22 protein-coding genes are annotated in these 25,454 nt (G+C 69.6%); 21 read left to right on the plus strand and 1 reads right to left on the minus strand.

Translation table 11 applies throughout. The annotated features are described in order from the left end of the window. The first annotated feature begins 66 nt into the window (after nucleotides 1-66). The 6 genes from carB to secA all read left to right on the plus strand — a co-directional run bounded on the left by carB (nucleotide 67) and on the right by secA (nucleotide 10,544). Nucleotides 67-3,318 (plus strand): carbamoyl-phosphate synthase large subunit, encoded by a 3,252-nt coding sequence (gene carB, locus IT355_09635; protein MCC7053518.1) that lies wholly within the window; start codon nucleotides 67-69, stop codon nucleotides 3,316-3,318. 35 nt (nucleotides 3,319-3,353) lie between these two features. Then, nucleotides 3,354-4,475 (plus strand): DegT/DnrJ/EryC1/StrS family aminotransferase, encoded by a 1,122-nt coding sequence (locus IT355_09640; GenBank protein ID MCC7053519.1) that lies wholly within the window; start codon nucleotides 3,354-3,356, stop codon nucleotides 4,473-4,475. Between the two features lie 40 nt (nucleotides 4,476-4,515). Continuing rightward, a complete protein-coding gene (locus IT355_09645; GenBank protein MCC7053520.1) occupies nucleotides 4,516-5,850 on the plus strand; it encodes a nucleotide sugar dehydrogenase in 1,335 nt (444 codons plus the stop codon). Between the two features lie 161 nt (nucleotides 5,851-6,011). After that, entirely contained in the window at nucleotides 6,012-6,800 is a 789-nt protein-coding gene (gene bamD / locus IT355_09650) for an outer membrane protein assembly factor BamD (GenBank protein MCC7053521.1), read from the plus strand. A gap of 6 nt (nucleotides 6,801-6,806) precedes the next feature. Next, nucleotides 6,807-7,379, plus strand: coding sequence for a nicotinate (nicotinamide) nucleotide adenylyltransferase (gene nadD, locus IT355_09655; GenBank protein MCC7053522.1), 573 nt, complete (start codon nucleotides 6,807-6,809; stop codon nucleotides 7,377-7,379). Nucleotides 7,380-7,388: 9 nt separating this feature from the next. After that, the gene (gene secA / locus IT355_09660) at nucleotides 7,389-10,544 is read left to right on the plus strand and encodes a preprotein translocase subunit SecA (GenBank protein MCC7053523.1); all 3,156 of its coding nucleotides are present in this window, start codon (nucleotides 7,389-7,391) and stop codon (nucleotides 10,542-10,544) included. A 68-nt stretch (nucleotides 10,545-10,612) separates the two neighbouring features. Here the strand turns inward: secA and IT355_09665 are convergent, their stop codons facing one another. Then, nucleotides 10,613-11,650: a hypothetical protein gene (locus tag IT355_09665; protein MCC7053524.1), complete on the minus strand. Its 1,038-nt coding sequence runs from the start codon at nucleotides 11,648-11,650 to the stop codon at nucleotides 10,613-10,615. Nucleotides 11,651-11,848: 198 nt separating this feature from the next. Between IT355_09665 and radC the strand changes: the two genes are divergently transcribed. The 15 genes from radC (at nucleotide 11,849) to IT355_09740 (ending at nucleotide 25,424) form a co-directional block, all read left to right on the plus strand. Further along, nucleotides 11,849-12,613 carry a DNA repair protein RadC gene (gene radC / locus IT355_09670; GenBank protein MCC7053525.1) on the plus strand — a complete coding sequence of 255 codons (765 nt, stop codon included), beginning with the start codon at nucleotides 11,849-11,851 and terminating at the stop codon, nucleotides 12,611-12,613. Next, nucleotides 12,592-14,781: a bifunctional (p)ppGpp synthetase/guanosine-3',5'-bis(diphosphate) 3'-pyrophosphohydrolase gene (locus tag IT355_09675; GenBank protein MCC7053526.1), complete on the plus strand. Its 2,190-nt coding sequence runs from the start codon at nucleotides 12,592-12,594 to the stop codon at nucleotides 14,779-14,781. Before radC ends, IT355_09675 begins: the two co-directional genes overlap by 22 nt. Before the next feature lie 22 nt (nucleotides 14,782-14,803). After that, nucleotides 14,804-15,175: a hypothetical protein gene (locus tag IT355_09680; GenBank protein ID MCC7053527.1), complete on the plus strand. Its 372-nt coding sequence runs from the start codon at nucleotides 14,804-14,806 to the stop codon at nucleotides 15,173-15,175. A 189-nt stretch (nucleotides 15,176-15,364) separates the two neighbouring features. Continuing rightward, nucleotides 15,365-17,506, plus strand: coding sequence for an excinuclease ABC subunit UvrB (uvrB, locus tag IT355_09685; protein MCC7053528.1), 2,142 nt, complete (start codon nucleotides 15,365-15,367; stop codon nucleotides 17,504-17,506). After that, complete coding sequence (tsaE, locus tag IT355_09690; GenBank protein MCC7053529.1) at nucleotides 17,496-17,942, plus strand: tRNA (adenosine(37)-N6)-threonylcarbamoyltransferase complex ATPase subunit type 1 TsaE; 447 nt, start codon at nucleotides 17,496-17,498, stop codon at nucleotides 17,940-17,942. Before uvrB ends, tsaE begins: the two co-directional genes overlap by 11 nt. After that, nucleotides 17,939-18,589: a tRNA (adenosine(37)-N6)-threonylcarbamoyltransferase complex dimerization subunit type 1 TsaB gene (gene tsaB, locus IT355_09695; protein MCC7053530.1), complete on the plus strand. Its 651-nt coding sequence runs from the start codon at nucleotides 17,939-17,941 to the stop codon at nucleotides 18,587-18,589. The genes tsaE and tsaB overlap by 4 nt, the downstream gene beginning before the upstream one ends. Beyond that, nucleotides 18,586-19,056, plus strand: coding sequence for a ribosomal protein S18-alanine N-acetyltransferase (gene rimI, locus IT355_09700; protein ID MCC7053531.1), 471 nt, complete (start codon nucleotides 18,586-18,588; stop codon nucleotides 19,054-19,056). Before tsaB ends, rimI begins: the two co-directional genes overlap by 4 nt. A 115-nt stretch (nucleotides 19,057-19,171) precedes the next feature. Beyond that, nucleotides 19,172-19,681, plus strand: a complete 510-nt coding sequence (locus tag IT355_09705) for a single-stranded DNA-binding protein (GenBank protein MCC7053532.1) — start codon at nucleotides 19,172-19,174, stop codon at nucleotides 19,679-19,681. Nucleotides 19,682-19,873: 192 nt separating this feature from the next. Further along, nucleotides 19,874-21,022, plus strand: coding sequence for a LysM peptidoglycan-binding domain-containing protein (locus tag IT355_09710; GenBank protein MCC7053533.1), 1,149 nt, complete (start codon nucleotides 19,874-19,876; stop codon nucleotides 21,020-21,022). 236 nt (nucleotides 21,023-21,258) lie between these two features. Beyond that, entirely contained in the window at nucleotides 21,259-22,224 is a 966-nt protein-coding gene (locus IT355_09715) for an NAD-dependent epimerase/dehydratase family protein (protein ID MCC7053534.1), read from the plus strand. Then, the gene (locus IT355_09720) at nucleotides 22,221-22,943 is read left to right on the plus strand and encodes a MotA/TolQ/ExbB proton channel family protein (protein ID MCC7053535.1); all 723 of its coding nucleotides are present in this window, start codon (nucleotides 22,221-22,223) and stop codon (nucleotides 22,941-22,943) included. The genes IT355_09715 and IT355_09720 overlap by 4 nt, the downstream gene beginning before the upstream one ends. Then, nucleotides 22,943-23,356 carry a biopolymer transporter ExbD gene (locus IT355_09725; GenBank protein MCC7053536.1) on the plus strand — a complete coding sequence of 138 codons (414 nt, stop codon included), beginning with the start codon at nucleotides 22,943-22,945 and terminating at the stop codon, nucleotides 23,354-23,356. The genes IT355_09720 and IT355_09725 overlap by 1 nt, the downstream gene beginning before the upstream one ends. After that, nucleotides 23,353-23,706, plus strand: coding sequence for a hypothetical protein (locus IT355_09730; GenBank protein MCC7053537.1), 354 nt, complete (start codon nucleotides 23,353-23,355; stop codon nucleotides 23,704-23,706). The genes IT355_09725 and IT355_09730 overlap by 4 nt, the downstream gene beginning before the upstream one ends. 54 nt (nucleotides 23,707-23,760) lie before the next feature. Beyond that, on the plus strand, nucleotides 23,761-24,132 hold the full coding sequence (locus IT355_09735; protein ID MCC7053538.1) for a TonB C-terminal domain-containing protein: 372 nt from the start codon (nucleotides 23,761-23,763) through the stop codon (nucleotides 24,130-24,132). Nucleotides 24,133-24,152: 20 nt separating this feature from the next. Beyond that, nucleotides 24,153-25,424 (plus strand): PD40 domain-containing protein, encoded by a 1,272-nt coding sequence (locus IT355_09740; GenBank protein MCC7053539.1) that lies wholly within the window; start codon nucleotides 24,153-24,155, stop codon nucleotides 25,422-25,424. Nucleotides 25,425-25,454: the final 30 nt, after the last annotated feature.

Consider the following 25,454-nt stretch of genomic DNA (forward strand, 5'->3'; position numbering starts at 1 on the left):
CGTCGGGGGCGAGGCTATATTTGATGGCTGATCCGCAGCCCATATCGTCCAGCCCGTCCCGCGTCCATGCCGAAGCGCACTGACCTGCATCGCATCCTCATCATCGGTTCCGGCCCGATCGTCATCGGGCAGGCCGCTGAGTTCGACTATTCGGGGACCCAGGCCACCAAGGCACTGCGGGAGGAGGGGTACGAGGTCATCCTCGTGAACTCCAATCCGGCGACGATCATGACGGACCCGGAGATGGCAGACCGCACCTACATCGAGCCGGTCACGCCGGAGTTCGTCGAGAAGGTCATCGCCGCCGAGCGCCCCGATGCGCTGCTGCCGACGATGGGCGGCCAGACGGCGCTCAACGTCGCGCTCACGCTCCATGACACCGGCGTGCTGGACAGGTATGGTGTGCAGCTCATCGGTGCCAACGCCCGCGCGATCCGCGTGGCCGAGGACCGGCAGGAGTTCGCGGCCGCAATGGCGCGCATCGGGCTGGCGGTGGCGAAGGGCGGGTTCGCGCACACGTGGGACGAGGCGAAGGCGCTGCTGGCCGACACCGGCTACCCGGCGATCATCCGCCCGTCGTTCACCCTCGGCGGGTCCGGCGGTGGCGTGGCGTACAACCGCGAGGAATACGAGACCATCGTGCGCCGTGGCCTCGACGAGTCGCCCACCACGCAGGTGCTCATCGAGCGCTCCCTGCTCGGCTGGAAGGAGTACGAGCTCGAGGTCATGCGCGACTGCGCCGATAACGTCGTGATCGTCTGCACGATCGAGAACCTCGACCCGATGGGCGTGCACACCGGTGACTCGATCACCGTGGCGCCGGCGATGACGCTCACGGATCGTGAGTACCAGGTCATGCGTGATGCGGCGTGTGCGATCATCAGGGAGATCGGCGTGGAGGCGGGCGGGTGCAACATCCAGTTCACCGTGAACCCGGCCAATGGCGAGCTGCTCGTCATCGAGATGAACCCCCGCGTCTCGCGCTCGTCGGCGCTGGCATCGAAGGCGACCGGCTTCCCGATCGCGCGCATCGGGGCCAAGCTCGCCGTGGGCATGACGCTGGACGAGATCCCGAACGACATCACCCGCACCACGCCGGCGAGCTTCGAGCCGGTGCTGGACTACGTGGTGGTGAAGTGCCCGCGCTTCGCGTTCGAGAAGTTCGCGGCGGCGGATCCGCGCCTGACCACGCAGATGAAGAGCGTGGGCGAGAGCATGGCCATCGGGCGCACGTTCAAGGAGGCGTTCCAGAAGGGGCTGCGCGCCCTCGAGACGGGGCGCGCCGGCTGGGACGTGGGGCCGCGCCTCATCGATGACCGGCTCGCCGACGACTCCCTCGAGACGCTGCGCGGCATGCTGCGGCAGCCGACGCCGGAGCGGATCTTCCAGGTCAAGCGTGCGATGCTCGCCGGCATGAGCGACGCCGAGCTGAACGACATCACCGCGATCGATCCGTGGTTCCTGGCGCAGATGCGCGAGCTGATCGACGCCGAGCTGGAGTACAGCTCCGTCTCCGAGCCGGCGCCGGCGCACCTGCGCCGCATGAAGCGCATGGGCTTCTCGGATCGCCAGCTCGCCGCACTGCGCGGCGAGACCGAGTCCGTCGTGCGGTCGCGCCGCCACGGGCTGGGCATCCGGCCGTCGTACAAGATGGTGGACACCTGTGCCGGCGAGTTCCCGAGCAGCACGCCGTACCTGTACTCGAGCTACGACGAGGAGAGCGAGGCGCCGCGCAGCGGGCGCACGTCGGTGGTGATCCTGGGCTCGGGGCCGAACCGCATCGGGCAGGGAGTCGAGTTCGACTACTGCTGCGTGCGCGCCGCGATGGCGCTCCGCGAGCGCGGGTACGAGACGATCATGATCAACTCGAATCCCGAGACCGTCTCCACCGATTTCGACGTGTCGGACAAGCTGTACTTCGAGCCGCTGACGCTCGAGGACGTGCTCGAGATCGTGGAGCGCGAGCAGCCCATGGGCGTGATCGTGCAGCTCGGCGGCCAGACGCCGTTGAAGCTCACGCGCGGGCTCGAGGCCGCCGGGGTGAAGATCCTCGGCACCTCGCCGGACGCGATCGACATCGCCGAGGATCGCCGCCGTTTCGATGCCATCGCGCGCTCGCTCGGGATCCAGCAGCCGGCCAACGGCACGGCGACGAGCGTGGAGGAGGCGGTGGCGATCGCCGCCGAGATCGGCTTCCCGGTGCTCGTCCGGCCCAGCTATGTGCTCGGCGGGCGCGCCATGCAGGTCGTGTACGATGACGACTCGCTGCGCGACTACTTCGAGCGCGCGGCGCGCGTCTCCGAGGAGCGCCCGGTGCTGATCGACCGCTTCCTCGAGGATGCGTTCGAGGCGGACGTGGACGCCATCTCCGACGGCGAGACGGTCGTCATCGGCGGCGTGATGCAGCACATCGAGGATGCCGGCATCCACTCCGGCGACTCGGCCTGCGTGCTGCCGCCGGTGCGGATCCCGGCCGCCTACCAGGACGAGATGCGGCGGCACACGGTGGCGCTGGCGCGGGCACTGGGCGTGGTCGGCCTGATCAACGTGCAGTACGCCATCCGGCACGGCCAGGTCTACGTGCTCGAGGTGAACCCGCGCGGCAGCCGGACGATCCCCTTCGTCTCGAAGGCGATCGGCGTGCCGCTGGCGTCCATCGCGGCCCGGGTGATGTGCGGCGAGACGCTGGCGCAGGTCGGGTTCACGGAGGAGATCGTGCCGCCCTTCATGAGCGTGAAGGAGGCGGTGTTCCCGTTCAAGAAGTTCCGGGAGTTCGACCCCATCCTCGGCCCCGAGATGCGGTCGACGGGTGAGGTCATGGGGATCGCCGAGTCGTTCGGGATCGCGTTCGCCAAGGCCCAGCTCGCTGCGGAGAACGCCCTCCCGCGGAGCGGTGCGATCTTCGTGACGGTGAACGACGGCGACAAGGCGACCGTCGCGCCGCTGGTGCGCCGGTTCCACGCCATGGGGTTCAGCATCATCGCCACCGCCGGCACCGCCGCCTTCCTCGAGGGGCAGGGCATTCCGACGGAGCGGGTGTTCAAGGTGCACGAGGGGCGGCCCCACGCCCTGGACCTGATCGTCAACCGGGAGGTCGTCCTCCTGATCAACACCCCGATGGGCAAGCATGCCCAGCGGGACGACTACACCATCCGGCAGGCGGCGATCGCCAACCGGGTGGCCTACACCACGACCCTGTCGGCGGCCAGTGCCGCCTGCGACGCCATCGAGGCGCTCGCAACCTCTCAGGCCGGCGTTCGTCCTCTGCAGGACTGGCACGCGCTCCTGGCGGCCGGTCGCGCCGCGCTGCCGGGCTGACCCGGCCGCCGATCCCAAACCACCCCGTGTCCGACATGGCTCACCCCCCCGTCCCGCTGCTCGACCTCAAGGCCCAGCACGCGACCATCAAGGCCGAGGTCGCCGCCCTCCTCGAGGAGGTCATCGAGGAGCAGTCGTTCATCCTCGGGCCGATGGTGGGCCGGCTCGAGTGTGCCGTTGCAGGCGTCTCGAAGACACGGTATGCCGTGGGGTGCGCGAATGGCACCGACGCGATCCTGCTGGCACTCCGGGCGCTTGGGGTGGGGCGCGACGACGAGGTGGTGACGACGCCGTTCACCTTCTTCGCCACGGCCGGTGCGGTGCACAACGTCGGTGCGAAGGCGGTGTTCGCGGACATCGACCCACTCACGTTCAACATCGATCCCGTCGCGGCCGGTGCCGCCGTCACGTCCCGCACGAAGGCGGTGATCCCGGTCGACCTCTTCGGGCAGATGGCGGCCATCGAGCAGGTGCAGGCGGCGGTGGGCGCGCTGCCGCTGATCGAGGACGCCGCGCAGTCGATCGGTGCCGAGCGCGTGATCGACGGCCGCACCGTCATGGCCGGTGAGGCGTGTGCGGTGGGCACCTACAGCTTCTTCCCGTCCAAGAACCTCGGCGGGTACGGGGACGGCGGGATGATGGTCACGCAGGACGAGGCGCTCTACGACGCGCTGATGAAGCTGCGCGTGCACGGATCGCGGAAGACGTACTTCCACGAGACGGTCGGCTACAACAGCCGGCTCGACTCGCTGCAGGCGGCGGTGCTGCTGGCCAAGCTGCCGCACCTGGCGGCGTGGAGCGCGGCGCGTCGCGCCAACGCGGCGTACTACGACCAGGCGTTCGCCGATGTCGCGGACGTCGTGACGCCGTACATCGACCCGGCGAACACCTCGATCTACAACCAGTACACCCTGCGCGCACAGCGGCGCGACGCGCTGCAGGCGCACCTGAAGTCGCGGGGGATCGGCTGTGCGATCTACTACCCGCTGCCGCTGCACCTGCAGCCCTGCTTCGCCTACCTCGGCCATCGCGAGGGGGAGTTCCCGGAGTCGGAGCGCGCGGCGCAGGAAGCGCTGTCGCTGCCCGTGTTCCCGGAGCTCACCGCCGACCAGCGCGACGCCGTGGTCGACGGCGTGCGCGCGTTCTACGGGCGCTGAGCACCTTCTTCCCGCATCATTCACCACCTCGAATCGATACATGCACAAGTCAGAACTGCTCTCCCGGATCCAGGGCCAGAAGGCCGTGGTCGCGGTCGTCGGGCTCGGGTACGTCGGCCTCCCGCTGGCGATGGAGTTCGCCGAGGCGGGCTTCCCGGTGGTCGGCTTCGACGTGAGCGAGCGGGTGGTGTCGCTGCTCAACGCCGGCGCCTCGCACATCCAGGACGTGCCGGCGGAGCAGGTCGCGCGCCATGTCGCGTCAGGCCGCTTCGTGGCGACGACGGACGCGGCGCGGATGAAGGATGCCGACGCGATCTCGATCGCAGTGCCGACGCCGCTCGGCAAGACCCGCGACCCGGACATGACGTACGTGCACGCGGCCACGCAGGCGGTGGTGGCGCAGGCGCACGCCGGGCTGCTGATCGTGCTCGAGAGCACGACCTATCCCGGCACCACGCGCGAGGTGCTGCTGCCGGCGCTCGAGGCCGCGGGCTTCGTGGTCGGCAAGGACGTGTTCCTCGCGTTCTCGCCGGAGCGGGTCGACCCGGGCAACCCGGTCTACCACACGAAGAACACGCCCAAGGTGGTCGGCGGCGTGACGCCGGCGTGCACCGAGGTCGCCACCGCGCTCTACGGGGCGGTGATCGACACGATCGTGCCGGTGTCGTCCACCGAGACGGCCGAGCTGGTGAAGCTGCTCGAGAACACCTTCCGCTCGGTGAACATCGGCCTCGTCAACGAGATCGCGATCGTCTGCGACAAGCTCGGAGTGAATGTCTGGGAGGTGATCGACGCCGCCGCCACGAAGCCGTTCGGCTACATGAAGTTCACGCCCGGCCCCGGCATCGGCGGCCACTGCATCCCGCTCGACCCGCACTACCTCGCGTGGAAGATGCGGATGCTGAACTACAAGACGCGCTTCATCGACCTCGCCAGCGAGATCAACTCCGGCATGCCGGACTACGTGGTCGAGAAGGTGGCGCGGGCGCTGAACGACGAGTCGAAGTCGGTGAAGGGCGCCACGGTGCTGATCCTGGGCGTCGCGTACAAGCGAGACATCGACGACATGCGCGAGAGCCCGGCGCTGGACATCATGCGGTTGCTCGAGCAGCGCGGGGCGAAGGTTGTCTTCAATGACCCGCATGTCGCCACGTTCCGGGAGGACGGCCACGAGTACCATGGCGTGGCCCTGACGGCGGAGGCCCTCCGGGAGGCGGATGCCGTCGTGATCGTGACCGACCACAAGGCGTACGACTTCCAGTTCGTGGTCGACCATGCCACCCTCGTGATCGACACGCGAAACGCCACCGGGCGCACCACGGCCACGGCGGCGCGCATCGTGAGCCTGGCCGATTCGGTGGCGCGACCGGACTGAACCCGGTCGCGCGTCCGGGGTCTATAGCTGGTCCACCCGCCGCACCCCTCGCCGTAGTGAGCCCGTCCCGGGCGATCGTCGCGTTTCCCACCCCCATGCTCCGTCTCCTCCACCCCCGTTCGCCCCGTGTGCTCCCCGGCACGACGACTCGCCGGCCGTCGGTGACGCCTGCTGCGCCGCTGTGCCTCGTCGGTGCGCTGCTGTTCCTGTCGGCGTGCCGCGGCGGGTTCCGGGTCGATCGCTTCGGGGCCGACCACGCCGCCCTGTACGCGGCCGGTGCCCGCGAGCTGCAGGCGCGCCATTGGGGCAACGCCGTCTCGGCGTTCGAGAAGCTCTCGACCGACCTCCCGGCGCGTGACACGCTGCTGCCCCAGGTGCAGTTCAGCCTCGGGCGGGCGCACAGCGGCAACTCCGAGCACCTGCTCGCCGCCCAGGCGTTCAACAAGGTGGCGGAGAACTACCCCGAGGACACCCTGGCCGACGACGCGATGTTCGAGACGGCCCGGGAGTACCAGCGGCTCTGGCGCTCGCCGGAACTCGACTCGCAGTACGGCACCACGGCGCAGGCGACCTTCCGCACCCTGCTCGCCGTCTATCCCGACTCGCCGCGCAAGAAGGACGCGGAACGGGAGCTGGTGAACCTCGAGGAGATGTTCGCGACGAAGGAGTACCTCGCCGGCTTCTACTATTTCCGGCGCAAGGCCTACGACCCGGCGATCCTGTACTTCAAGACGGTCGTGAACACCTATCCCGGCACGTCGCGCTCGCGCGACGCGTACCTGCGCATGGTGGAGTCGTACCGGGCGATCCAGTACAAGGAGGAGGCGGCTGAGGCGTGCGCGGCGGTGCTGCAGCGCTTTGCCTCCGATCCGGCCGTGCGGAGCCTCTGCCCGCCGGTGGCGGCGAAGCCGGATTCGGCGGCGGTCGCGGCGCCCGTGCGGAAGCCCTGACGGGTCGTGCGGATCGGCCTTTTCGGCGGGAGCTTCGATCCGCCGCACATCGGCCACTGGCTGGTGGCGGTGGACGCCTTCGAGCGTCTGGGGCTTGACCGGCTGGACTTCATTCCGGCGGCCAGCCAGCCGCTGAAGGACGGGGGCCACGCCGCGGCGGCGGCACAGCGCGTCGCGATGCTGGAGGCGATGGTCGCGGCGGACCCGCGGTTCACCGTGAATCCGGTCGAAATCGAGCGCGGGGGATTATCCTTCACGGTTGATACGGTGCTGGACTACCACGCCGCCCGCGCGGGGGATTCGCTGTTTCTCCTGCTGGGCGCGGATGCGGCGGCCGGGTTGGCGCGGTGGAAGGAGCCGGAGCGGCTGCTGGGCCTGGTGCAGCTGGTCGTGCTGGCCCGCGGCACCGAGCCGTTTGTTCCTGTGGGTCACGGGCGCGATGCGCTCGTGCTGGCGACGCGCCGGGTGGACGTGAGTTCCACCGAGGTGCGTCGCCGCGCGAGCGAGGGGCGCTCATTGCGAGGGTTCGTCCTGGACGCCGTGGCGGAACAGATCCGCGACCTGGCGCTGTACCGATAGGGGAGAGCGATGCTCAAGGATGTGCTGGGAAAGCTGTTCGGCACGCGCCATCAGCGGGAAGCCAAGCGGGTCAAGCCGATCATCGACGAGATCCACCGTCACGAGGCGACGCTGGCCGGCCTCGACGATGCCACGCTGCGGGCGCAGACCGTCAAGTTCCGTGAGATCCTCGCCCAGCGCACCGGTGAGCTGGAAGCGCGCGTGGCCGCCCTGCGCGAGGCGAAGCGCACCGCGGCCGATGTCTCCGAGCGGGATCGCATCGACGACGACCTCACCGGGGCGGACGGGCGGGGTGGGGCGGAAGGTGCGCTACGCGCCGCGCTGCACGACGCCCTCGACGAGCTGCTGCCGGAGGCCTTCGCCACCGTGCGCGAGGCGGCACGCCGCCTGAAGGGCAGCGAGGCGATGGTGACCGGGCATCCGCAGGTGTGGGACATGGTGCCGTACGACGTGCAGCTCGCCGGCGGCATCCAGCTGCACCTCGGCCGCATCGCCGAGATGGCGACGGGTGAGGGCAAGACGCTCGTCGCCACGCTCCCGCTGTACCTGAATGCGCTCTCCGGGCGCGGCGTGCACCTGGTGACGGTGAACTCGTATCTCGCGCGCCGCGACTCGCAGTGGATGGGGCACCTCTTCACCTGGCTGGGCCTCTCCGTCGCCTGCCTGGATGACACCGAGCCCGGCTCGATGGAGCGTCGCGCCGCGTACAACGCGGACATCACGTACGGCACGAACAACGAGTTCGGATTCGACTACCTGCGCGACAACATGGTCCACTCGCTGGACCAGCGCGTGCAGCGCAAGCACTACTATGCCATCGTGGACGAGGTGGACTCGGTCCTGATCGACGAGGCCCGCACGCCGCTCATCATCTCGGGGCCGGTCGGCAACGAGAACGATGCGATGTACCAGGCGCACAACGACTCCGTCGCCAAGCTGATCCGCGAGCAGGACGCGCTCGTGAACCAGCTCGTGGCCGAGGGTGAGCGCCTGATGGCCACTGACGCCGACGGTGCGAGCCTGCTCTTCTACAAGGCGCAGCTCGGCGGGCCGAAGAACAAGAAGCTGTTCAAGATCCTTGGCGAGACGGGCGTGAAGCAGATGGTGCAGAAGCGCGAGCTGGAGCACCTCGCCGATCGCAAGCTCCCGCCGGCCAAGCAGCAGTACAGCGACATCGAGGACGAGCTCCACTTCGTGCTCGACGAGCGTGGCCACACGGTGCACCTCACCGATCGCGGCGTGGACCTGATGACGAAGATGACGGGAGAGGAGTTCCTGCTCCCCGACATCTCGGTCGAGATCGGCCGCATCGATGCCGACCCGACGCTCGACGCCGCCCAGCGCCTCGAGCAGCGGGCGCTGCTCAACCGCGAGTATGCGATGCGCAGCGAGCGGTTGAACATCGTGCACCAGCTGCTGCGCGCGTATGCCCTGTACGAGAAGGACGTGAATTACGTGGTGCAGGATGCCCAGGTGCTGATCGTCGACGAGTTCACCGGGCGCACGATGCCGGGCCGGCGCTGGTCGGAGGGACTGCACCAGGCGGTGGAGGCCAAGGAGAAGGTGCAGGTCAAGGGCGAGACCCAGACCATGGCCACCATCACGATCCAGAACTACTTCCGGATGTACGAGAAGCTCGGCGGCATGACGGGCACCGCCGAGACGGAAGAGACCGAGTTCCACCAGATCTACACGCTCGAAGTCGCCGTCATCCCGACCAATCGCCCGATCATCCGCGATGATCGCCAGGACCTGGTCTTCAAGACGCGCCGCGAGAAGTACAACGCGATCGTGGAGGAGGTGAAGCGCCTGCACGAGCTGGGCTTCCCGATCCTCGTCGGCACCGTGAACGTCGAGGTGTCGGAGACCATCGCGCGCCTGATCCAGCGCGCGGGCATGAAGTGCAGCGTGCTGAACGCGAAGTACCACCAGCGCGAGGCCGAGATCGTGGCCGAGGCGGGACAGCCCGGGGCGATCACGATCGCGACCAACATGGCGGGCAGAGGCACGGACATCAAGCTCGGCGCCGGCGTGACCGACGGGAAGCCGTCGAAGGTGCACGACGCCGACGGCAAGCTGGTCGACGTGACGGAGATCGGCGGCCTGCACATCATCGGCAGCGAGCGCCATGAGTCACGACGCATCGACCGCCAGCTCCGCGGCCGCGCCGGACGGCAGGGCGACCCGGGCTCGAGCCAGTTCTTCCTCTCCCTCGAGGACGACCTGATGCGCCTGTTCGGCTCCGACCGCATCGCCAAGCTGATGGACCGACTCGGCGCGCAGGAAGGGGAGATGCTCACGCATCCGCTGATCACGCGCAGCATCGAGCAGGCACAGAAGCGCGTCGAGCTGCAGAACTTCCAGGCCCGCAAGCGCCTGCTCGAGTACGATGACGTGATGAACCAGCAGCGCGAGGTGATCTACTCGCTGCGCTCGTTTGCGCTCGAGGGCGGCGAGGAGCTCCGCTCCGAGGCCCGCAAGATGGTGGAGAAGGCCGTCGGCCGTCGTGTCGAGCTGGGGCTCGCCGACTACGAGACGCCGGAACAGTGGGACCTGGCCGCGCTCCAGCAGGACCTGCTCATGCAGTACCTGCTGCAGGTGCCGGCGTTCGCCGACGGCGCGACCGAACGGCCGGGTGACGTGCCGCAGGCGCAGGAGGCCTCCGTCACCGCCGCCACGGCCGCCTTCGACACCAAGCTCGATGAACTGGACCTGGTGAAGGACGAGCTGGGCCACGGCTTCTCGCAGCGCATGCTGTCACTCGTGATGCTGAACGTGCTGGACGAGAAGTGGAAGGACCACCTCTACGACCTCGACCAGCTCCGCAACGCGATCCACTACCGCTCGTGGGGACAGAAGGATCCGCTGGTGGAGTACAAGCAGGAGGCCTACACGATGTTCGTGGACCTCATGCAGGACGTGTATCACACCTTCGCCGAGCGCTTCATGAAGGCGCAGCTCGTCTTCAACGAGCCGGAACCGCCGATGGATGTGTCGCACCTCATCCCGCCCGAGCCGGCACCAGCACCGCCGGCGAACGGCGCCGGCCCGACGAAGCGCTACAACGCCTTCGGCATCCTCGAGGACATCCCTCCCGAGGAGCTCGCGGCACAGCAGCGCCGGCAGCAGGACGAGCCGAGGAAGAAGGACCGCAAGAAGAAGTGATTGCGGCGCGGAAACGCGGCACGGCGGGGCGCCTCGGCACACGGGGGCGCCCCGCCGTCGTTCCGGCGTCAGCGCCCGAGACGCACCACCACGCTGGTGCCGATCCGCACCGCCGTCTCCACGACCTTCGCTGACGGCAGGTAGTGCACCACGCCATCCGCGCGCAGGTGCACGTCCCGAGTCATGGCCAGCCGCAGGCCGGCCAGCGCCGAGCCGCCCCAGTAGTCGATGTACTCCACCGAGCTGCGCAGCGGGCCGATGCCCGCCACCGCGGCCATGCGGCGGCCGACCGGCAGGTTGTGGTCGTAGCGGAACGCGAACGTGGTCACGCGATACGTCGCACCGGCGGGGAGCGGCACCCCGGTCTGTCCCGCACGGCCGCCCTCCCGTACCCGCTGTCGTCCGTAGGTCGCCTCGACTTCCACCGCGGAACGCGACGTGAGGAACGCCCCCACCCGGGAGCCGACGGCCTGGCCGCTGCGCAGGTTCCAGGCTTCGGCGAGCCTCCATTGCTGCCCGAAGACACCACCTTCGATGCTGCCGGGCTCCTGCATGGCGCGGTTGCCGCGCTGCCGGTCGCGCGCCGTGGCGCCCTCGAATGGACCGAGCACGGCCTGCACCCCCGTGCGGAGTCCGAACTCGCGGGCACCCGAGGTCGGCAGGTAGTTGAAGATCGCGTCGGACCGGAGCGCATACCGGCCGCGGATGACCGTGCGTACGCCGACCAGCAGGCTCGGCCCGAAATTGTAGGTGACCTCGTAGTCACTGCGGGCGATCCCTGCGCCGAGCAGGAGCCCCGAGAAGTCGGAGATGGGGTGCGTATAGGTGCCGCGCGCCACGAGCTGGTTGTAGCGGCGGCGCTGCGGGTCGCCGGCCCCGTCGACCATGCCCGTCGATGCCTCGAGCTCCACGCCGATGCCGGCATGGAGGTTCACGCGCCCGCGGATGCCGAGTCCGAGCGGGGTCCGGGTCTCGAAGCGCGCCTGCTCCGGGTCGACGCCGGTGACCTGGCCGTAGCCGCCGACCTCGATCGAGCCGGCGGCCTGTGCCGAGGCGACCGCTGGTGCAGCCAGCAGTGCGGCCACGGCGGGAACAGAGCGGAGCATGCGCCGGACGCGCATCGGTGTGGGGGCGGGAGGACGCCGGCGGCGTCGCGCAACGGCGCACTCCGGGAGGCGAACGATACGCGGACCTTGGCGCGCAGAGGGAGGGGCCGGCCTGCGGTGCTTCGGTACGCAACCAGCGGCCGTGCGGCGGCATCGTGTCGGTGGCCCCCGAATCCACTCCTCCAGCCCACGACTCCGATGCCGTCCACCCTGCACCTGCCCGTCACCGTCGAGCCCGGACCCCTCACTACCGGGAAGGGCCCGGATGCGCTAATACAACTGGAGCGGCTCGCACCCGCCGAACGGCCGCGTGAGCGCCTGCGGGCCCTCGGGGTGCGGTCGCTCGGCGCGGCGGAGCTGCTGGCCGTGATCCTCGGGAGCGGGTCGCGGGGACGGTCGTCCCTGCGAATCGCGCACGAGATCCTGGCCGAGGTGGGTGGGGTGCTTCGGGTGCTTGCCAACCGTCCGGTGGCGGCGATCGGCGGGATTCCCGGGGTCGGACCGGCGCGCGCCATGGCGATCGTCGCGGCGTTCGAGCTCGGTCGCCGGACGGCGGCCGAGCCGCACGGAGAGCGTGTGGCGGTGCATTCGCCGCAGGACGTGGTGGCGGCCTTCGCGCCTCACCTCGAGGCGCTGCCGGTCGAGGAGTTCCACGTCGCGATCCTCGATGCACAGCACCACCTCGAGCGGGACGTGCTGGTCACGCGGGGGATCCTCGATTCTTCGCTGGTGCACCCAAGGGAGGTGTTCCGGGAGGCGATCGCGGAGCGTGCCGCGTCGATCATCCTGGTGCACAACCATCCGAGCGGGGACCCGACCCCGTCGGCCGAGGACCGGATCGTGACGTCGCAATTGGTGGCGGCGGGTACACTGCTGGGGATCCCGGTGCGCGATCACGTCGTGATCGGACGGGGACGGTACGTCAGTTTTGCGGAGGCTGGGTGGCTCTCGACGGTGCGGTGAAGCAGGCGGAGGAAGTCCTCCCGGGATGGGGGCCAGGCGGTCCGCTGCCGGCGCGGCTCGATCGCGAGCTGCTCATGCGCGCCTACCGCTACAGCGCGCGTGCGCACACGGGGCAGAAGCGGCGCTCCGGCGAGGACTACGTCGTGCACTGCGTCCAGGTGGCGCGGATCCTCGCCGACCTCCAGCTCGACTCGGTGACGATCGCCGCGGGGCTGATCCACGACGTGGTCGAGGACACCGCGATCACGGTGCCCGACGTGGAGCGCGAGTTCGGCCCCGAGATCGCGCAGATCGTCGACGGGCTGACGAAGATCGGCAACCTGCCGTTCACCTCGAAGGAGGAGCGCCAGGCCGAGACGTACCGCAAGCTGCTGCTGTCGGTGGCGCGCGACGCGCGCGTGATCATCATCAAGCTCGCCGACCGCCTGCACAACATGCGCACGCTGGAGTGGATGCCAGACGACAAGAAGCGGCTGATCGCGCAGGAGACGCGCGACATCTACGCGCCGCTGGCCCACCGCTTCGGCATGGCGAAGGTCCGGTGGGAGCTGGAGGACCTCGCGTTCAAGTACCTCGAGCCGGACGACTACCGCACGCTTGCACGGCAGGTGAGCACGCGCCGCGGTGAGCGCGAGGAGCTGATCGCGCAGATGGCGGTGCCGCTCAAGGAGCGCTTCGACCTCGCCGGGCTGCATGACGCCGATGTCTCGGGGCGCCCGAAGCACCTGTGGTCGATCTGGAAGAAGATGCAGAAGCGGAACAAGCCGTACGAGGAGATCTTCGACCTCCTCGCGATCCGCGTGCTGGTGGACACCATCCCCGACTGCTACCACGCCCTCGGCGTGATCCACGAGAAGTGGAAGCCGGTGCAGGAGCGCATCAAGGACTACATCGCGCAGCCGAAGTCGAACGGCTACCAGTCGCTGCACACGACGGTGTTCGGCCCGAGCAAGCAGCTCTTCGAGATCCAGATCCGGACGCGGGAGATGCACCAGACCGCGGACTACGGCATCGCGGCGCACTGGCTGTACAAGGAGGGGGCGAAGGAGCACGGGGACCTCGACCGCCACCTCGCCTGGTTCCGGCAGGTGCTGGAGTTCCAGCTCGACACGAAGTCGCCGGACGAGTTCCTCGAGTTCCTGAAGCTCGACCTCTACCAGGACGAGATCTTCGTCTTCACGCCGACCGGTGACGTGGTCCAGCTGCCGAAGGGCGCGACGCCGATCGACTTCGCCTTCGCGGTGCACACCGCGGTCGGCCTGCGCTGCCAGGGCGCGAAGGTCAACGGCCGGATCACGCCGCTGTCGCGACCGCTGAAGAATTCGGAGACGGTCGAGATCCTCACCTCGCCGTCGGCCAAGCCGAGCCGCGACTGGCTGGCGCACGTGCGCACCAGCCGCGCCCGCGCCAAGATCCGGCAGCAGCTCCGGCAGGACGAGCAGGTCACGAGCCAGAAGCTCGGCCGCGAGATCCTGGAGCGCGAGCTGCGCCGGCGCCGGCTTGGCAAGGTGACCGACGAGACGCTGCACGTGGCGGCCAGGGCCCTCAGCCTGACCGACGCCGTGCACCTCCTCGCCGCCATCGGCCAGGGTGAGATCCAGACGCTGGCGGTGATCAAGCAGCTCTACCCGAACGCGGATGACTCGCTCGAGCCGGCGAAGCCGAGCGTCATCGAGCGCCTGGTGGACAAGGTGCGCGGCACCGGCAACGATCGGGGCGTGAAGATCCAGGGCGTGGACGGGGTCATGGTCCGGTACGCCCAGTGCTGTCAGCCCGTGCCGGGCGACGAGGTGGTGGGGTACGTGACCCGCGGTCGCGGGGTGAGCATCCACCGCGCGGACTGCCCGAACCTCCTGCCGCTGGCGCACGAACCGGAGCGCCGGCTGGAGATCGACTGGCAGGAGAAGTTCGGCGAGCGGTTCATCGTGCGGCTGGCACTCGAGGGCACCGACCGGCGCGGGTTGTACGCCGACGTCGCCAGCGCCGTGAGTTCGACCGGCACCGACATCCGGCAGATGGAGCTGAAGGCGGTCGACGGTCGCGCGGTCGGCTCGATCATGGTGGAGGTGGAAAACCTCGAGCACCTGCAGCAGATCGTGAAGCAGGTGCGGCGCGTGAAGGGAATCAGCGAGATCGCGCGGCGGGAGCGGATCTCGACCGAGGACTGACGCTGGCTCGTGCGCGGTACGGGTGATCGTCGACAGTGTGCACGCGGTGCTCGCGGACGCACGGAATGTTCTACAGCGGAACGCTGATCGTTGCGTCGTCGGCATCGTCAACAGTGTTCACGCGGAGCTCGCGAAAGCACGGAGTGTTCTACAGCGGAACGCTGATCGTTGCGTCGTCGGCATCGTCAACAAGGCTCACGCGGAAGACGCGGAAAACGCGGAAAAGTTCTGTCGCGTCGCGGCGTTCGGTGCCGCTCGCAACGAGGAAAATGCTGGAGGAACTGCGCTCGCGGACATGCAGTTCCTACAAGAATCGATGCGGCAGGATCGGCCGACCGCCATTTCCGATTGGACTTTTCCGCGTTTTCCGCGTTTTCCGCGTGAACCTTGTTGACGATCCGTGCCAGGCACCGACGCTGGCCGTTCGGTACGACGTTCCGTGCTTCCGCGCGAACAGTGTTGACGGGGGAGCCTGCCTCAGAAGTGTGGAGCAATCGCCGAAATACAAGCAAGCACTTGCTTGCACGGCGCAAGCACCCCTGTGGCGCTACCCGAAGAAAACCCGACAGCATATCTTGCGGCCATGAGCCAGTCGCTGTTCGACCTCCAGGCGCCGTACATGCCCGCCGGCGACCAGCCGCGCGCGATCGCCGAGCTGACCGCCGGCCTCGCCCGGGGTGACCGGTACCAGACGCTCCTCGGCGTCACCGGCTCCGGGAAGACGATGACCATCGCCAGCGTCATCGCCGACCTCGGCAAGCCCACCCTCGTCCTCTCGCACAACAAGACGCTGGCCGCGCAACTCTACGGGGAGCTGAAGGGATTCTTCCCGAAGAACGCGGTCGAGTACTTCATCTCGTACTACGACTACTACCAGCCGGAGGCGTACGTCCCCTCGAGTGACACCTACATCGAGAAGGACGCCTCGATCAACGAGGACATCGATCGCCTCCGCCTGCGCGCCACCTCGAGCCTCATGGAGCGCGAGGATGTCGTCATCGTCTCCACCGTCTCGGCGATCTACGGCCTCGGTGACCCGGTGTCGTACCGCGAGCGGATGATCAGCGTGGATCAGGGGCAGCAGATCGCGCGCGACGACCTCCTGCGGCTGCTGGTCGGGATCCAGTACCAGCGCAATGACGTCGCCTTCGACCGCGGCACCTTCCGCGTGCGGGGCGACACGGTCGAGATCTTCCCGGCCTACGAGGAACAGGCCGTGCGCGTCGAGTTCTGGGGCGACGAGGTGGAGCGCATCACCAAGATCGACCCGATCACCGGTGACCTGATCGCGACGCTGTCACGCGCGGCGGTGTACCCGGCCAAGCACTTCATCACCAGCCGGCCGAGCCTCGAGAAGGCGGCGAAGGCGATCCGCGAGGAGCTCGCCGACCGCCTGCAGATGCTGCGCAACGATGGCAAGCTGCTGGAGGCGCAGCGCCTCGAGGGGCGCACGAACTTCGACCTCGAGATGATGGCGGAAATCGGCACCTGCGCCGGCATCGAGAACTACTCGCGTCACCTCTCCGGCCGCGAGACGGGCGACCGCCCGGCCTGCCTCTTCGACTACTTCCCCGACGACTTCATGGTCGTGGTGGACGAGTCGCACGTGACGCTGCCGCAGATCCGCGGCATGTACAACGGCGACCGCGCCCGGAAGCTCACGCTGGTGGACTACGGCTTTCGCCTGCCCAGTGCGCTCGACAACCGCCCGCTGGTGTTCGACGAGTTCCTCGCGCTCACGCCACGCCTGATCAACGTGTCGGCGACGCCCGGCTCGATCGAGCTCGAGCTGAGCGAAGGCGTGGTGGTGGAGCAGGTGATCCGGCCCACGGGACTGGTCGACCCCGTGATCGAGATTCGCCCCGTCAAGGGCCAGGTGGACGACCTGCTCCACGAGATCCGCATCCGCGAGCGCAAGGACGAGCGCGTGCTGGTGACGGTGCTCACGAAGCGCATGGCCGAGGACCTCACCGACTACTTGCAGCAGGTGGGAGTGCGCGTGCGCTACATGCACGCCGACATCGACGCGATCGAGCGGATGGAGATCGTGCGTGGCCTCCGGCTGGGGGAGTTCGACGTGCTGATCGGGATCAACCTCCTGCGTGAGGGGCTGGACATGCCCGAGGTGTCCCTGGTGGCGATCCTCGATGCCGACACCGAGGGGTTCCTGCGCAGTGATCGCTCGCTGATCCAGACCGTTGGTCGCGCCGCGCGCCATCTCGAGGGGCGGGCGATCCTCTACGCCGACCGGATCACCGACTCGATGCGGCGCTGCATCGACGAGACCGACCGCCGACGGTCGATCCAGGTGGCCCACAACGAGGCGAACGGCATCACGCCGAAGGGCGTCCGCAAGAGCATCGAGCAGGTGCGCTTCAGCACCCGCGTGGCCGACGCGCGGCTCGAGGAGGCGGAGGAGACCGACGGGGCCCCGCTCTCGGCGTACGGCGCGCGCAAGGTGGCCGAGCCGGCCGGCGGGTACGCCGCTGCCGACCTGCCGACGCTGATCGCCGGGCTGGAGAAGGAGATGCAGGAGGCGGCCAAGGCACTCGACTTCGAGGCGGCGGCGCGCCTGCGCGACCAGCTGTTCGAGCTTCGCGTGCGCAGCGGGGACACGGCGGGGGCGCGCACGGGCGTGACCTCGCTGGCCGCCGATCCGGGGGGCAAGGCCGGGCGCGGAGGACGCGGGGGCCGCGGTGGTGCGCGGAAGTCGCGTGGACGCTGAGCGCGCCGCCGAGGTGCGGCCGGTCACACTGCCCGAGCTGGCGGCCCGTGGAGAGGCCATCGGGACGCGGCTCGTCGCGCCGGCACTCGTCACGCTCGAGGGTGACCTCGGCGCAGGCAAGACCACGCTGGTGCAGGCCATCTGTCGCGGGCTGGGCGTGACAGAACCGGTCACGAGCCCGACCTTCGCGCTGGTGCACGAGTATTCGTCGCCGCGCGCACGCGTGGTGCACGTGGACCTCTACCGCCTCGAGGCACCGCGCGACGTGACCGCGCTCGGGCTCGACGACGTCCTCGGCGACCCGTCCGCCATCCTGCTGGTGGAATGGCCCGATCGCGCAGCAGGCACGCTGGGCCCGGCGTCACTGGCCATCACGCTCGCCCATGTGGCGGGCCACGATGCGGTGCGCACCTGCCGGGAACGGTGGGCGGCATGAGTCGTGACGTGCTGCTGGCGCTGGACGCGAGTGCCGGGCCGGCGTCGGTCGCGCTCTTCATCGACGGGGCACTGCGCGATGCGCGCCGCATCGATCGACAGGGTTCGGCCGAGCTGCTCGCCCCGACGATCAGCGCGATGCTGGGCGACGCCGGCCTCGCGGGGGCGCAGCTGACGGCGATCGCGGTGGGGGAGGGGCCCGGGAGCTTCACCGGGCTGCGCGTGGCGGCGGCGCTGGCGAAGGGCCTTGCGCGTGGTGCCGGCGCCACGCTGCATGCGATGCCGTCGCTGCCGCTGATCGCCGCCGCGCGCGACGATGCCTCGGTGGGGCGATTCCTGTGCGTGCTCGACGCCCTGCGCGGCGAATGGTTCGTGCAGGCGGTGACCTGTGCGGATCGCGGGCACTGCATCGTCGAGGGGCCGGTCGAACGGCTGCCCGTCGCGGCGGTGCACGAACGCGCGGCGGCGCACGGCGCGGTCGTCATCGGCCCGCCGGTGGATCCGGCCCGCCAGCCGGAGGCGCGCGCCGCGCTCGTCGTCGGCATCCGCGCGGTGGCGCGCGACGCCTGGGAGCCGGACTACGGTCGGCTGGCGGAGGCGCAGGTCCAGTGGGAGGCCACGCACGCGCGTGCGCTGCCCGCGTCGTGAGTGGCTGTCACGTCCGGCCCGCACAGCGCGCCGATCTCCAGGCGATCCTCGAGATCGAGCGTGAGGTGTTCACCGATCCCTGGTCGCCGGAGTCGTTCGCGCCGGAGTTCTCCGACCCGTACACCTGGTTCCGCGTGCTCGAGGTCGACGGCGTGATGGCGGGGTACATCGTGGCGCGCATCGTGGCGCGGCAGGGCGAGATCGCGAACATCGCCGTGGCTCAGGCGCACCGCGGCGCAGGGCTCGGGGGCGTGCTGCTCGACGCGGCCGTCGCCGCGGCGGAGGCCGCGGAATGCGAGGCCGTCTGGCTCGAGGTCCGCGTCACGAACGAGCCGGCGATCCGCCTCTACACCAGCCGGCGCTTCGAGCTCATCGGGCGGAGGAAGGGCTACTACCGGTCTCCGGTCGAGGACGCCCTCGTCCTGCGGCGCACACGGGCCGCCGCGGCGGTCGCCGCAGAAAAATGATGATCAGTGCAGTAAATTCTGTCACGGGTTCTGGGCATCGCCGTGTACCGTCACAGCGACTGGCGCCACATGCGTCGAGTCACCAGCCCCACCGTCCATCCAGGAGACGAAGCCGATGTCACGCAGCTTGAACAAGGTCATGTTGATGGGGAATCTCGGGAACGATCCCGAGGTCCGCTCCACCCCCGGCGGCGGTCGCGTCGCCAGCTTCTCCCTCGCCACGTCGCGCGTCTGGAACGACCAGTCGGGCACGAAGCAGGAGAAGACCGAATGGCACAAGTGCATCGCCTGGAACCAGGGAACGCAGAAGCTCGCCGATGTCGTCGAGCAGTACTGCAAGAAGGGCAAGCCGGTGTATGTCGAGGGCTCGATCGAATACCGCCAGTGGCAGGACAAGGAGGGGCAGACGCGCTACTCGACGGAGATCCGCGTGCGGGAGCTGATCCTGCTCGGCGGCCGCGGCGACGGCGACGGCGAGTCGGGCGGTGGTGGCGGGTACCAGCGCTCGGCGCCTCCGCGCACGCCGGCGGCCAAGCCGGCCGCGTCGGCGGCCAAGGGGGGCGGGGAGGAGTTCTCCGACTTCCCGGGCGCACTCGAGGACGAGGAAGACGACCTGCCGTTCTGACCGGCCAGCCGGTCCGCGAGGACGAGTCACCGGAGCCCCCCCGCCGCCAGCCGCGGCAGGGGGGCTCCGGACGTTTCCTCCCCTGCCGATACTCGTCACTGATCGGGAAGCCGCACCTGCGGCCACCCCTCCGTGGCGCGGCCTGCCGGCTGGTCGTGCCTGTCGTGGACGTTTCCCGCGCTCCCCACCAGTATGCGCCGTCTTCCGAACGCCCCTGTTTCGTACCGCCTGCGCCTCGCCCTGCTCGCGCTCGCCGTCGTCGGTGCCCCGGCACTGATCCATGCGCAGCAGCGGGACTCCACCGCCGCCCTGAAGCCCGGGACGGTGCTGCACACGGTGAAGCCCGGCGACACGCTCTTCGACATCGCGCGTCGCTACCTGAACAACCCGTTCCGCTGGCCGGAGCTGTTCCGCGCGAATTCCAGCCAGATCGCGAATGCGAACCTGATCTTCCCCGGCCAGAAGTTGTACGTCGGCGCCGATGGTCGCCCGACCTTCAATCCCGAGGGTGTGGCGGCCGTTCCGGAGGCGGAGGCTGCCCCGACCCGCGCGATGCCGCTGGGACGCTCCATCTCGGCGCAGACCAATTCGGTGCTGGAGAACGCCACCATCAACGGGCGGGCGCTGCGGCCGACCGTGCGCCACGGCGAGGCCCTCGCGGCGCCGTTCCTGGTGCCGTACCGCTACACCCCCGTCTCCGGCACGCTGGTCGCACGCGCGGATCCGACCGTGATCTCGGCCGCCTCCTCGCGAGACCAGTTCCAGATCTTCGACGAGGTCGATGTCCTGCTCCCCCCGGGCACCCGCGGTGAACTCGGCCAGCAGTTCGGCGTGTACCAGCCTGGCGCCGAGGTGCGGCGTGGCGCGCAGCGGAGCCGCGTGATGCAGCCGTCGGGGGTGGTCGAACTCGTCGCCATCGGCACCGGCCGCGCCGCCCGGGCGCGGGTGCGCACGATGTACGCGAACATGAAGCGCGGCGACCTGCTGATGCCGCTCGACACGACGCCGGTGCCGACCACGGTGCGCCCTGCCGAGGTGGCGAACGGCCCGGTGTACGAGGTGGCGTACGTGGCTGGTGGCGTGGTGCTGCCCACGGTGCAGAACTACATCGTGATCGCGCTGCCCAAGGGGGCCACCAGCCGGATCGGTGACCAGTTCGTGCTGTACGCCGAGGGGGTGCCCCTGACCGAGGGCCGGACCGACGTCGCGCCGGTGAACACCGTGGCCCAGGCCAGCGTGGTGCACGTGACGAGCGAGGGAGCGACGGCGATCGTCACCGGCCATGACCAGCCCGCGGTGCGCGTCGGCATGCGAGCCCGCCTGGTGAGCCGCATGCCCTGACCGGGTGATCGGATCCCGGACGCAACCGCGCCCGCCTGCTGACCGGCTCATGCCCTCAGCAGGTGGGCGCGGTTAGTTTTGCGGACGTGATCCGCGCAGCTGTACAGGGGTACGAGGGTCACGATTGCCGGACTCGGCAGTTCACGTCACCCTCCTGACTCTCGTTCAATGCGTTTCGCAGCTCATCCGCAGGGCATGTCCTTCCGGTCCGCCGGCGTACTCACCGGGGTGGCCGCATGACCCGGCGCGCCCTCGTGACTGGTGGTGCCGGATTCATCGGGTCGCACGTCACCGACCTGTTCATTGCGAATGGCTACGACGTCACCATCCTCGACGACTTCTCGAGCGGACGCGAGCAGAACGTGAACGCGAAGGCGACCGTCGTGCGCGACTCGATCGCCTCGCCGGCGGCAGCGCAGCTGGTGCGCGACGGGCGCTTCGACGTCATCTGCCACCTGGCGGCGCAGATCGACGTGCGGAAGAGCGTCGAGGACCCGGCCTGGGATGCCGCGCTCAACATCGGTGGCTCGCTCAACCTGCTCGAGGCCGTGCGCAAGTCGGGGCACCCGACCCGCTTCATTTTCTCGTCCAGCGGCGGGGCGCAGTACGGAGACCTGGTCGAGATCCCGACGGCGGAGACGGCGCAGAAGGATCCGCTCTCGCCGTACGGCATCGCGAAGCTCACGGTCGAGTACTACATGAGCTACTTCAGCCGCGTGCACGGCCTGGACACGGTGGCGCTGCGCTACGCGAACGTCTACGGCCCGCGCCAGGACCCGCACGGTGAGGCCGGCGTGGTGGCCATCTTCTGCCAGCGCATCCTCTCCGGCACGCCGCTCACCGCGTACGGCGACGGCCTGCAGACGCGCGACTACGTGTTCGTCGGCGACGTCGCGCGCGCGAACCTGCTGGCCGCAACGGCCACGCTCGATGCGCCGGGGCGCCTCGACGATCGTGGCATCAACATCGGCACCGGCATCGAGACGAGCGTCGTGCAACTGGCCGAGGGACTGCAGCAGGCGGCATCCAGCGCGGTGCCGCTGCAGCATGCGCCGGCCCGCGCCGGGGAACAGCGTCGGTCGTGCATCGCGCACGCCAAGGCGTCGGCCGTCCTCGGCTGGACACCGCAGGTGCCGCTGGCGGACGGGCTCGCGGCCACGCTCGACTTCTTCCGCGCCCAGCGCGCACCCGCGGCGACATGATCCCCGTCGGCGTGCTCCTGCAGCTCCCGGCACAGCAGACTGGTTCGATCTTCGGGCTCCTCGCCCATGGCACGCCGGTGTCGTGGGCCGTGCTGTTGCTGCTCCTGTGCCTGAGCGCCGTGAGCTGGACGATCATGGCGATGAAGTGGCGGGAATTCCGGTCGGTCCAGCTCGCGGCCGAGCCGCTGCTCGCCTACATGCCCGAGGCGGAGTCGTTCGCCGAGGCGGCGAGCCGTGCGAAGCTCGGTGTCGGGTCGCCGTATTACGCCGTGCTGCGTCGCGCCGACCGGTTCATGGTCGACACCCGTCCCGCGCTCGGGGGGACGCAGGAGCGGCAGGCCCGGTTGTCGCAGGCGCAGGTCGAGGCGCTGCAGATGTTGCTGGACAAGGAGGCCACCGGCGAACGTGACCGTCTGGAGCGCATGCTGCCCTGGCTGGCGACGATCGGGGCGGTCAGTCCGCTGATCGGCCTGCTCGGCACCGTGCTCGGTGTCATCAACGCCTTCCTCGGGGTGGCCGCCAGCGGGAGCGGGAACATCAGCGCGGTGGCGCCTGGCGTCGCGGAGGCACTGATCGCCACCGCACTCGCCCTGACGGTGGCGATCCCGGCGGTGTTCGCGTACAACCATTTCGCGAACCGGCTGAACCACCTCACCAGTGCGCTGGATGCGTTCAGCACGGACGTGGTGGCCCTGCTCGTGCGCGACGGCCGGATCTGATGCGCTGGCATCGCGCGCGGCGCCGCACGCCGCTGAATGCGGAGATCAACGTCGTGAGCCTCATCGACGTGATGATGCTACTGATGATCATCTTCATGATCACGGCGCCGCTGCTCACCGGCGGCGTGGACGTGAAGTTGCCGAAGGCGAACGTGCGGGCGTCGCAGGTGAACAACCCGATCATGATCACGATCACGCAGGACGGCGTGATCGTGCTCGAGAACGAGCGCGTGGCGCGCGATGAACTGCGCGGTGCGCTGGTGGCGCTGGCGGCGCGGGCGGGTTCGCGGACGATCTACCTCAAGGGGGATGAGGGGGCGGCCTACGGTGACGTGGTGCAGGTGCTCGCGATGCTGCGGGAAGTCGGGCTGCAGAACGTGAACCTCGTGGCCGAGTCCCAGTCGAGCCGATGACCGGCGCTGCCGCCCCCGCGCCGCCGGAGCGACGGCTGCCGCGGCCGCTGACTGCACGCACGGCGGCCGCGTGGTCGGTGGGCGGGCACGTGGCACTGCTCGTCGCGATGTTCGCGGCGACGCGGCTGGCGCTCCCGGCGCCACCGCCTCCGGCGTACAACGTGGAACTGGTGGCGGCACCGGCCGGCCCCCGGGCGCTCGGTGCGGTGCGGCAGGGGCCGTCTGCGCCGACGGCTCCAGCGGTCGAGGAGCCCGAGCCCGAGCCCGAGCCGGACCCTGCGCCGACCGCCCCCACTCGACTGCCCGCGGCCTCGCCGCGCACGCCGGCGGCGCGCACGCCCGACGTGTAGAAGCCGGTGACACCCGCGCGGACCACACCGGCCCGTGGTGGCGGTGACACGCCCGTGCCCGGCCGCACCCCGGCCGGCGGCGGGCCCACCGGCGGACGTGGCACGGATGTCGCCACCGTGAAGGTGCCGGGGATCGCGTTCCCGTTCCCTGGGTACCTGCAGAACATCACGCGCCAGATCGCCATCAACTTCAAGCCCCGCCCCGGCGTGGCACTGAAGGCCGAAGTCAGTTTCCTGATCCATCGTGACGGCTCCGTCTCCGATCTCCGCATGGTCTCGCGGTCAGGAACCTACGCCTTCGACCTCGAGTGCCTCGGCGCCGTGGAGGCAGTCGGCCAGCGCAAGTCGTTCGGTGCGCTGCCCGCGGGCTTTCGTGATGACGTGCTCCCCGTCGTCTTCAGCTTCGATCCCAGTGTCCTGAGGTGAGTATCCGGTTCGTCCCTGACATGTCACGCGTCGTCCTGCGGGCCCTGGTCGCCAGTGCCGCTCTCGCCACACTGCTGCAGGCGCAGCCGGGCGTGCGCCTTGGCCTCATCTACGGCGAGGGCGGTGCGCGTCCCGGCATCTTCGTGCTCCCCGTCGCCGGGGCCGCCGGCGATTCACTGCGGACGATCGTCATGCGCGACCTCGACTTCGGCGACCGTGTGACGGTCCTGCCGAAGGCGACCGCCCTGCGGGCCCCCGCGGCGGGTGGTGCGCTCGACTACGTGGCCGCCGGTCGCCTCGGCATCAACGGCGTGATCCAGCTCTCCCTCATCAGCGGCGGCGTGTCGGTCGTGCTGCACGACGTGGCGGGAAGGCAGGTGCTGCAGCGCCGCACCGTGACCCTGCCCGGCGCGCCGTACTCGGCGGCGTGGCGCATGGCGGCGCACGGCGTGAGCGACCAGTGCGAGGAGTGGATCAGCGGCGAGCGGGGGATCGCCGCGTCGCGCGTGGCGTACGTGGCGGATGGCCGCATCCACCTCATCGACAGCGACGGCGCCAACGCCGTGCCCCTGACGCAGGTCGGCGCGCGGACACTCTCACCCTCCTTCCATCCGAGTGGCCAGTCGATCGTGTACGCCGCACTCGAGCCCGCAGGCAGTGCGATCTACGTGACCGACCTGCGCGGGGCCTCGCGACGCGTGGTGCCGCCGAGTGGGCTCAACATCTCGCCGACGTTCACGCCGGCGGGCACGGCGATCGCCTACGCGCACGGTGACGACTTCGGCACCGAGATCTATCTCGTGGGAGCCGGTGGGGGCGTGCCGCGGCGGATCTCGATCGGCCGTGGCTCGGACAACACGTCGCCATCCTACAGTCCCGATGGCCGGCGCATCGCGTTCACATCGGGCCGGTCGGGCCGGCCCGATGTGTATATTGCCGACGATGACGGCACCAACGCGGACCTGCTGGCGGCGCTCTCCTCGTCGCAGGGGTATCGCTCCAGTCCCGACTGGTCACCTGACGGCCGGGCGATCGTGTTCCAGTCCCAGATCGGCGGACGATTCCAGGTGATGATGATCTCGCTGCGTGACCGCACGGTGAAGCAGCTCACCGCCGATGCCTCGAACGAGGATCCGGCGTGGGCGGCGGATGCGCGGCATGTGGTGGTGAGCTCGACACGGAGCGGCGTGCGCCAGCTGTGGGTGCTGGACACCGAGACGGGCCGGGCACGACAGCTGACCGCTGGCGGTGGCGCGCGCCTGGCGGCGTGGTCCCCGCGGCTGATCCGATGAACCTGTGGTTCGAGTCCCCTCAATGTCTCC

This window comes from Gemmatimonadaceae bacterium (genome assembly GCA_020851035.1).
Lineage (GTDB): Bacteria > Gemmatimonadota > Gemmatimonadetes > Gemmatimonadales > Gemmatimonadaceae > JACMLX01.

Coding starts and splice junctions, on each gene's coding strand:
- carB (MCC7053518.1), top strand. CDS start 67: ATGCCGAAGCGCACTGACCTGCATCGCATCCTCATCATCGGTTCCGGC.
- IT355_09640 (MCC7053519.1), top strand. CDS start 3,354: ATGGCTCACCCCCCCGTCCCGCTGCTCGACCTCAAGGCCCAGCACGCG.
- IT355_09645 (MCC7053520.1), top strand. CDS start 4,516: ATGCACAAGTCAGAACTGCTCTCCCGGATCCAGGGCCAGAAGGCCGTG.
- secA (MCC7053523.1), top strand. CDS start 7,389: ATGCTCAAGGATGTGCTGGGAAAGCTGTTCGGCACGCGCCATCAGCGG.
- IT355_09665 (MCC7053524.1), bottom strand. CDS start 11,650: ATGCTCCGCTCTGTTCCCGCCGTGGCCGCACTGCTGGCTGCACCAGCG.
- radC (MCC7053525.1), top strand. CDS start 11,849: ATGCCGTCCACCCTGCACCTGCCCGTCACCGTCGAGCCCGGACCCCTC.
- uvrB (MCC7053528.1), top strand. CDS start 15,365: ATGAGCCAGTCGCTGTTCGACCTCCAGGCGCCGTACATGCCCGCCGGC.
- tsaB (MCC7053530.1), top strand. CDS start 17,939: ATGAGTCGTGACGTGCTGCTGGCGCTGGACGCGAGTGCCGGGCCGGCG.
- IT355_09705 (MCC7053532.1), top strand. CDS start 19,172: ATGTCACGCAGCTTGAACAAGGTCATGTTGATGGGGAATCTCGGGAAC.
- IT355_09710 (MCC7053533.1), top strand. CDS start 19,874: ATGCGCCGTCTTCCGAACGCCCCTGTTTCGTACCGCCTGCGCCTCGCC.
- IT355_09715 (MCC7053534.1), top strand. CDS start 21,259: ATGACCCGGCGCGCCCTCGTGACTGGTGGTGCCGGATTCATCGGGTCG.
- IT355_09720 (MCC7053535.1), top strand. CDS start 22,221: ATGATCCCCGTCGGCGTGCTCCTGCAGCTCCCGGCACAGCAGACTGGT.
- IT355_09725 (MCC7053536.1), top strand. CDS start 22,943: ATGCGCTGGCATCGCGCGCGGCGCCGCACGCCGCTGAATGCGGAGATC.
- IT355_09730 (MCC7053537.1), top strand. CDS start 23,353: ATGACCGGCGCTGCCGCCCCCGCGCCGCCGGAGCGACGGCTGCCGCGG.
- IT355_09740 (MCC7053539.1), top strand. CDS start 24,153: ATGTCACGCGTCGTCCTGCGGGCCCTGGTCGCCAGTGCCGCTCTCGCC.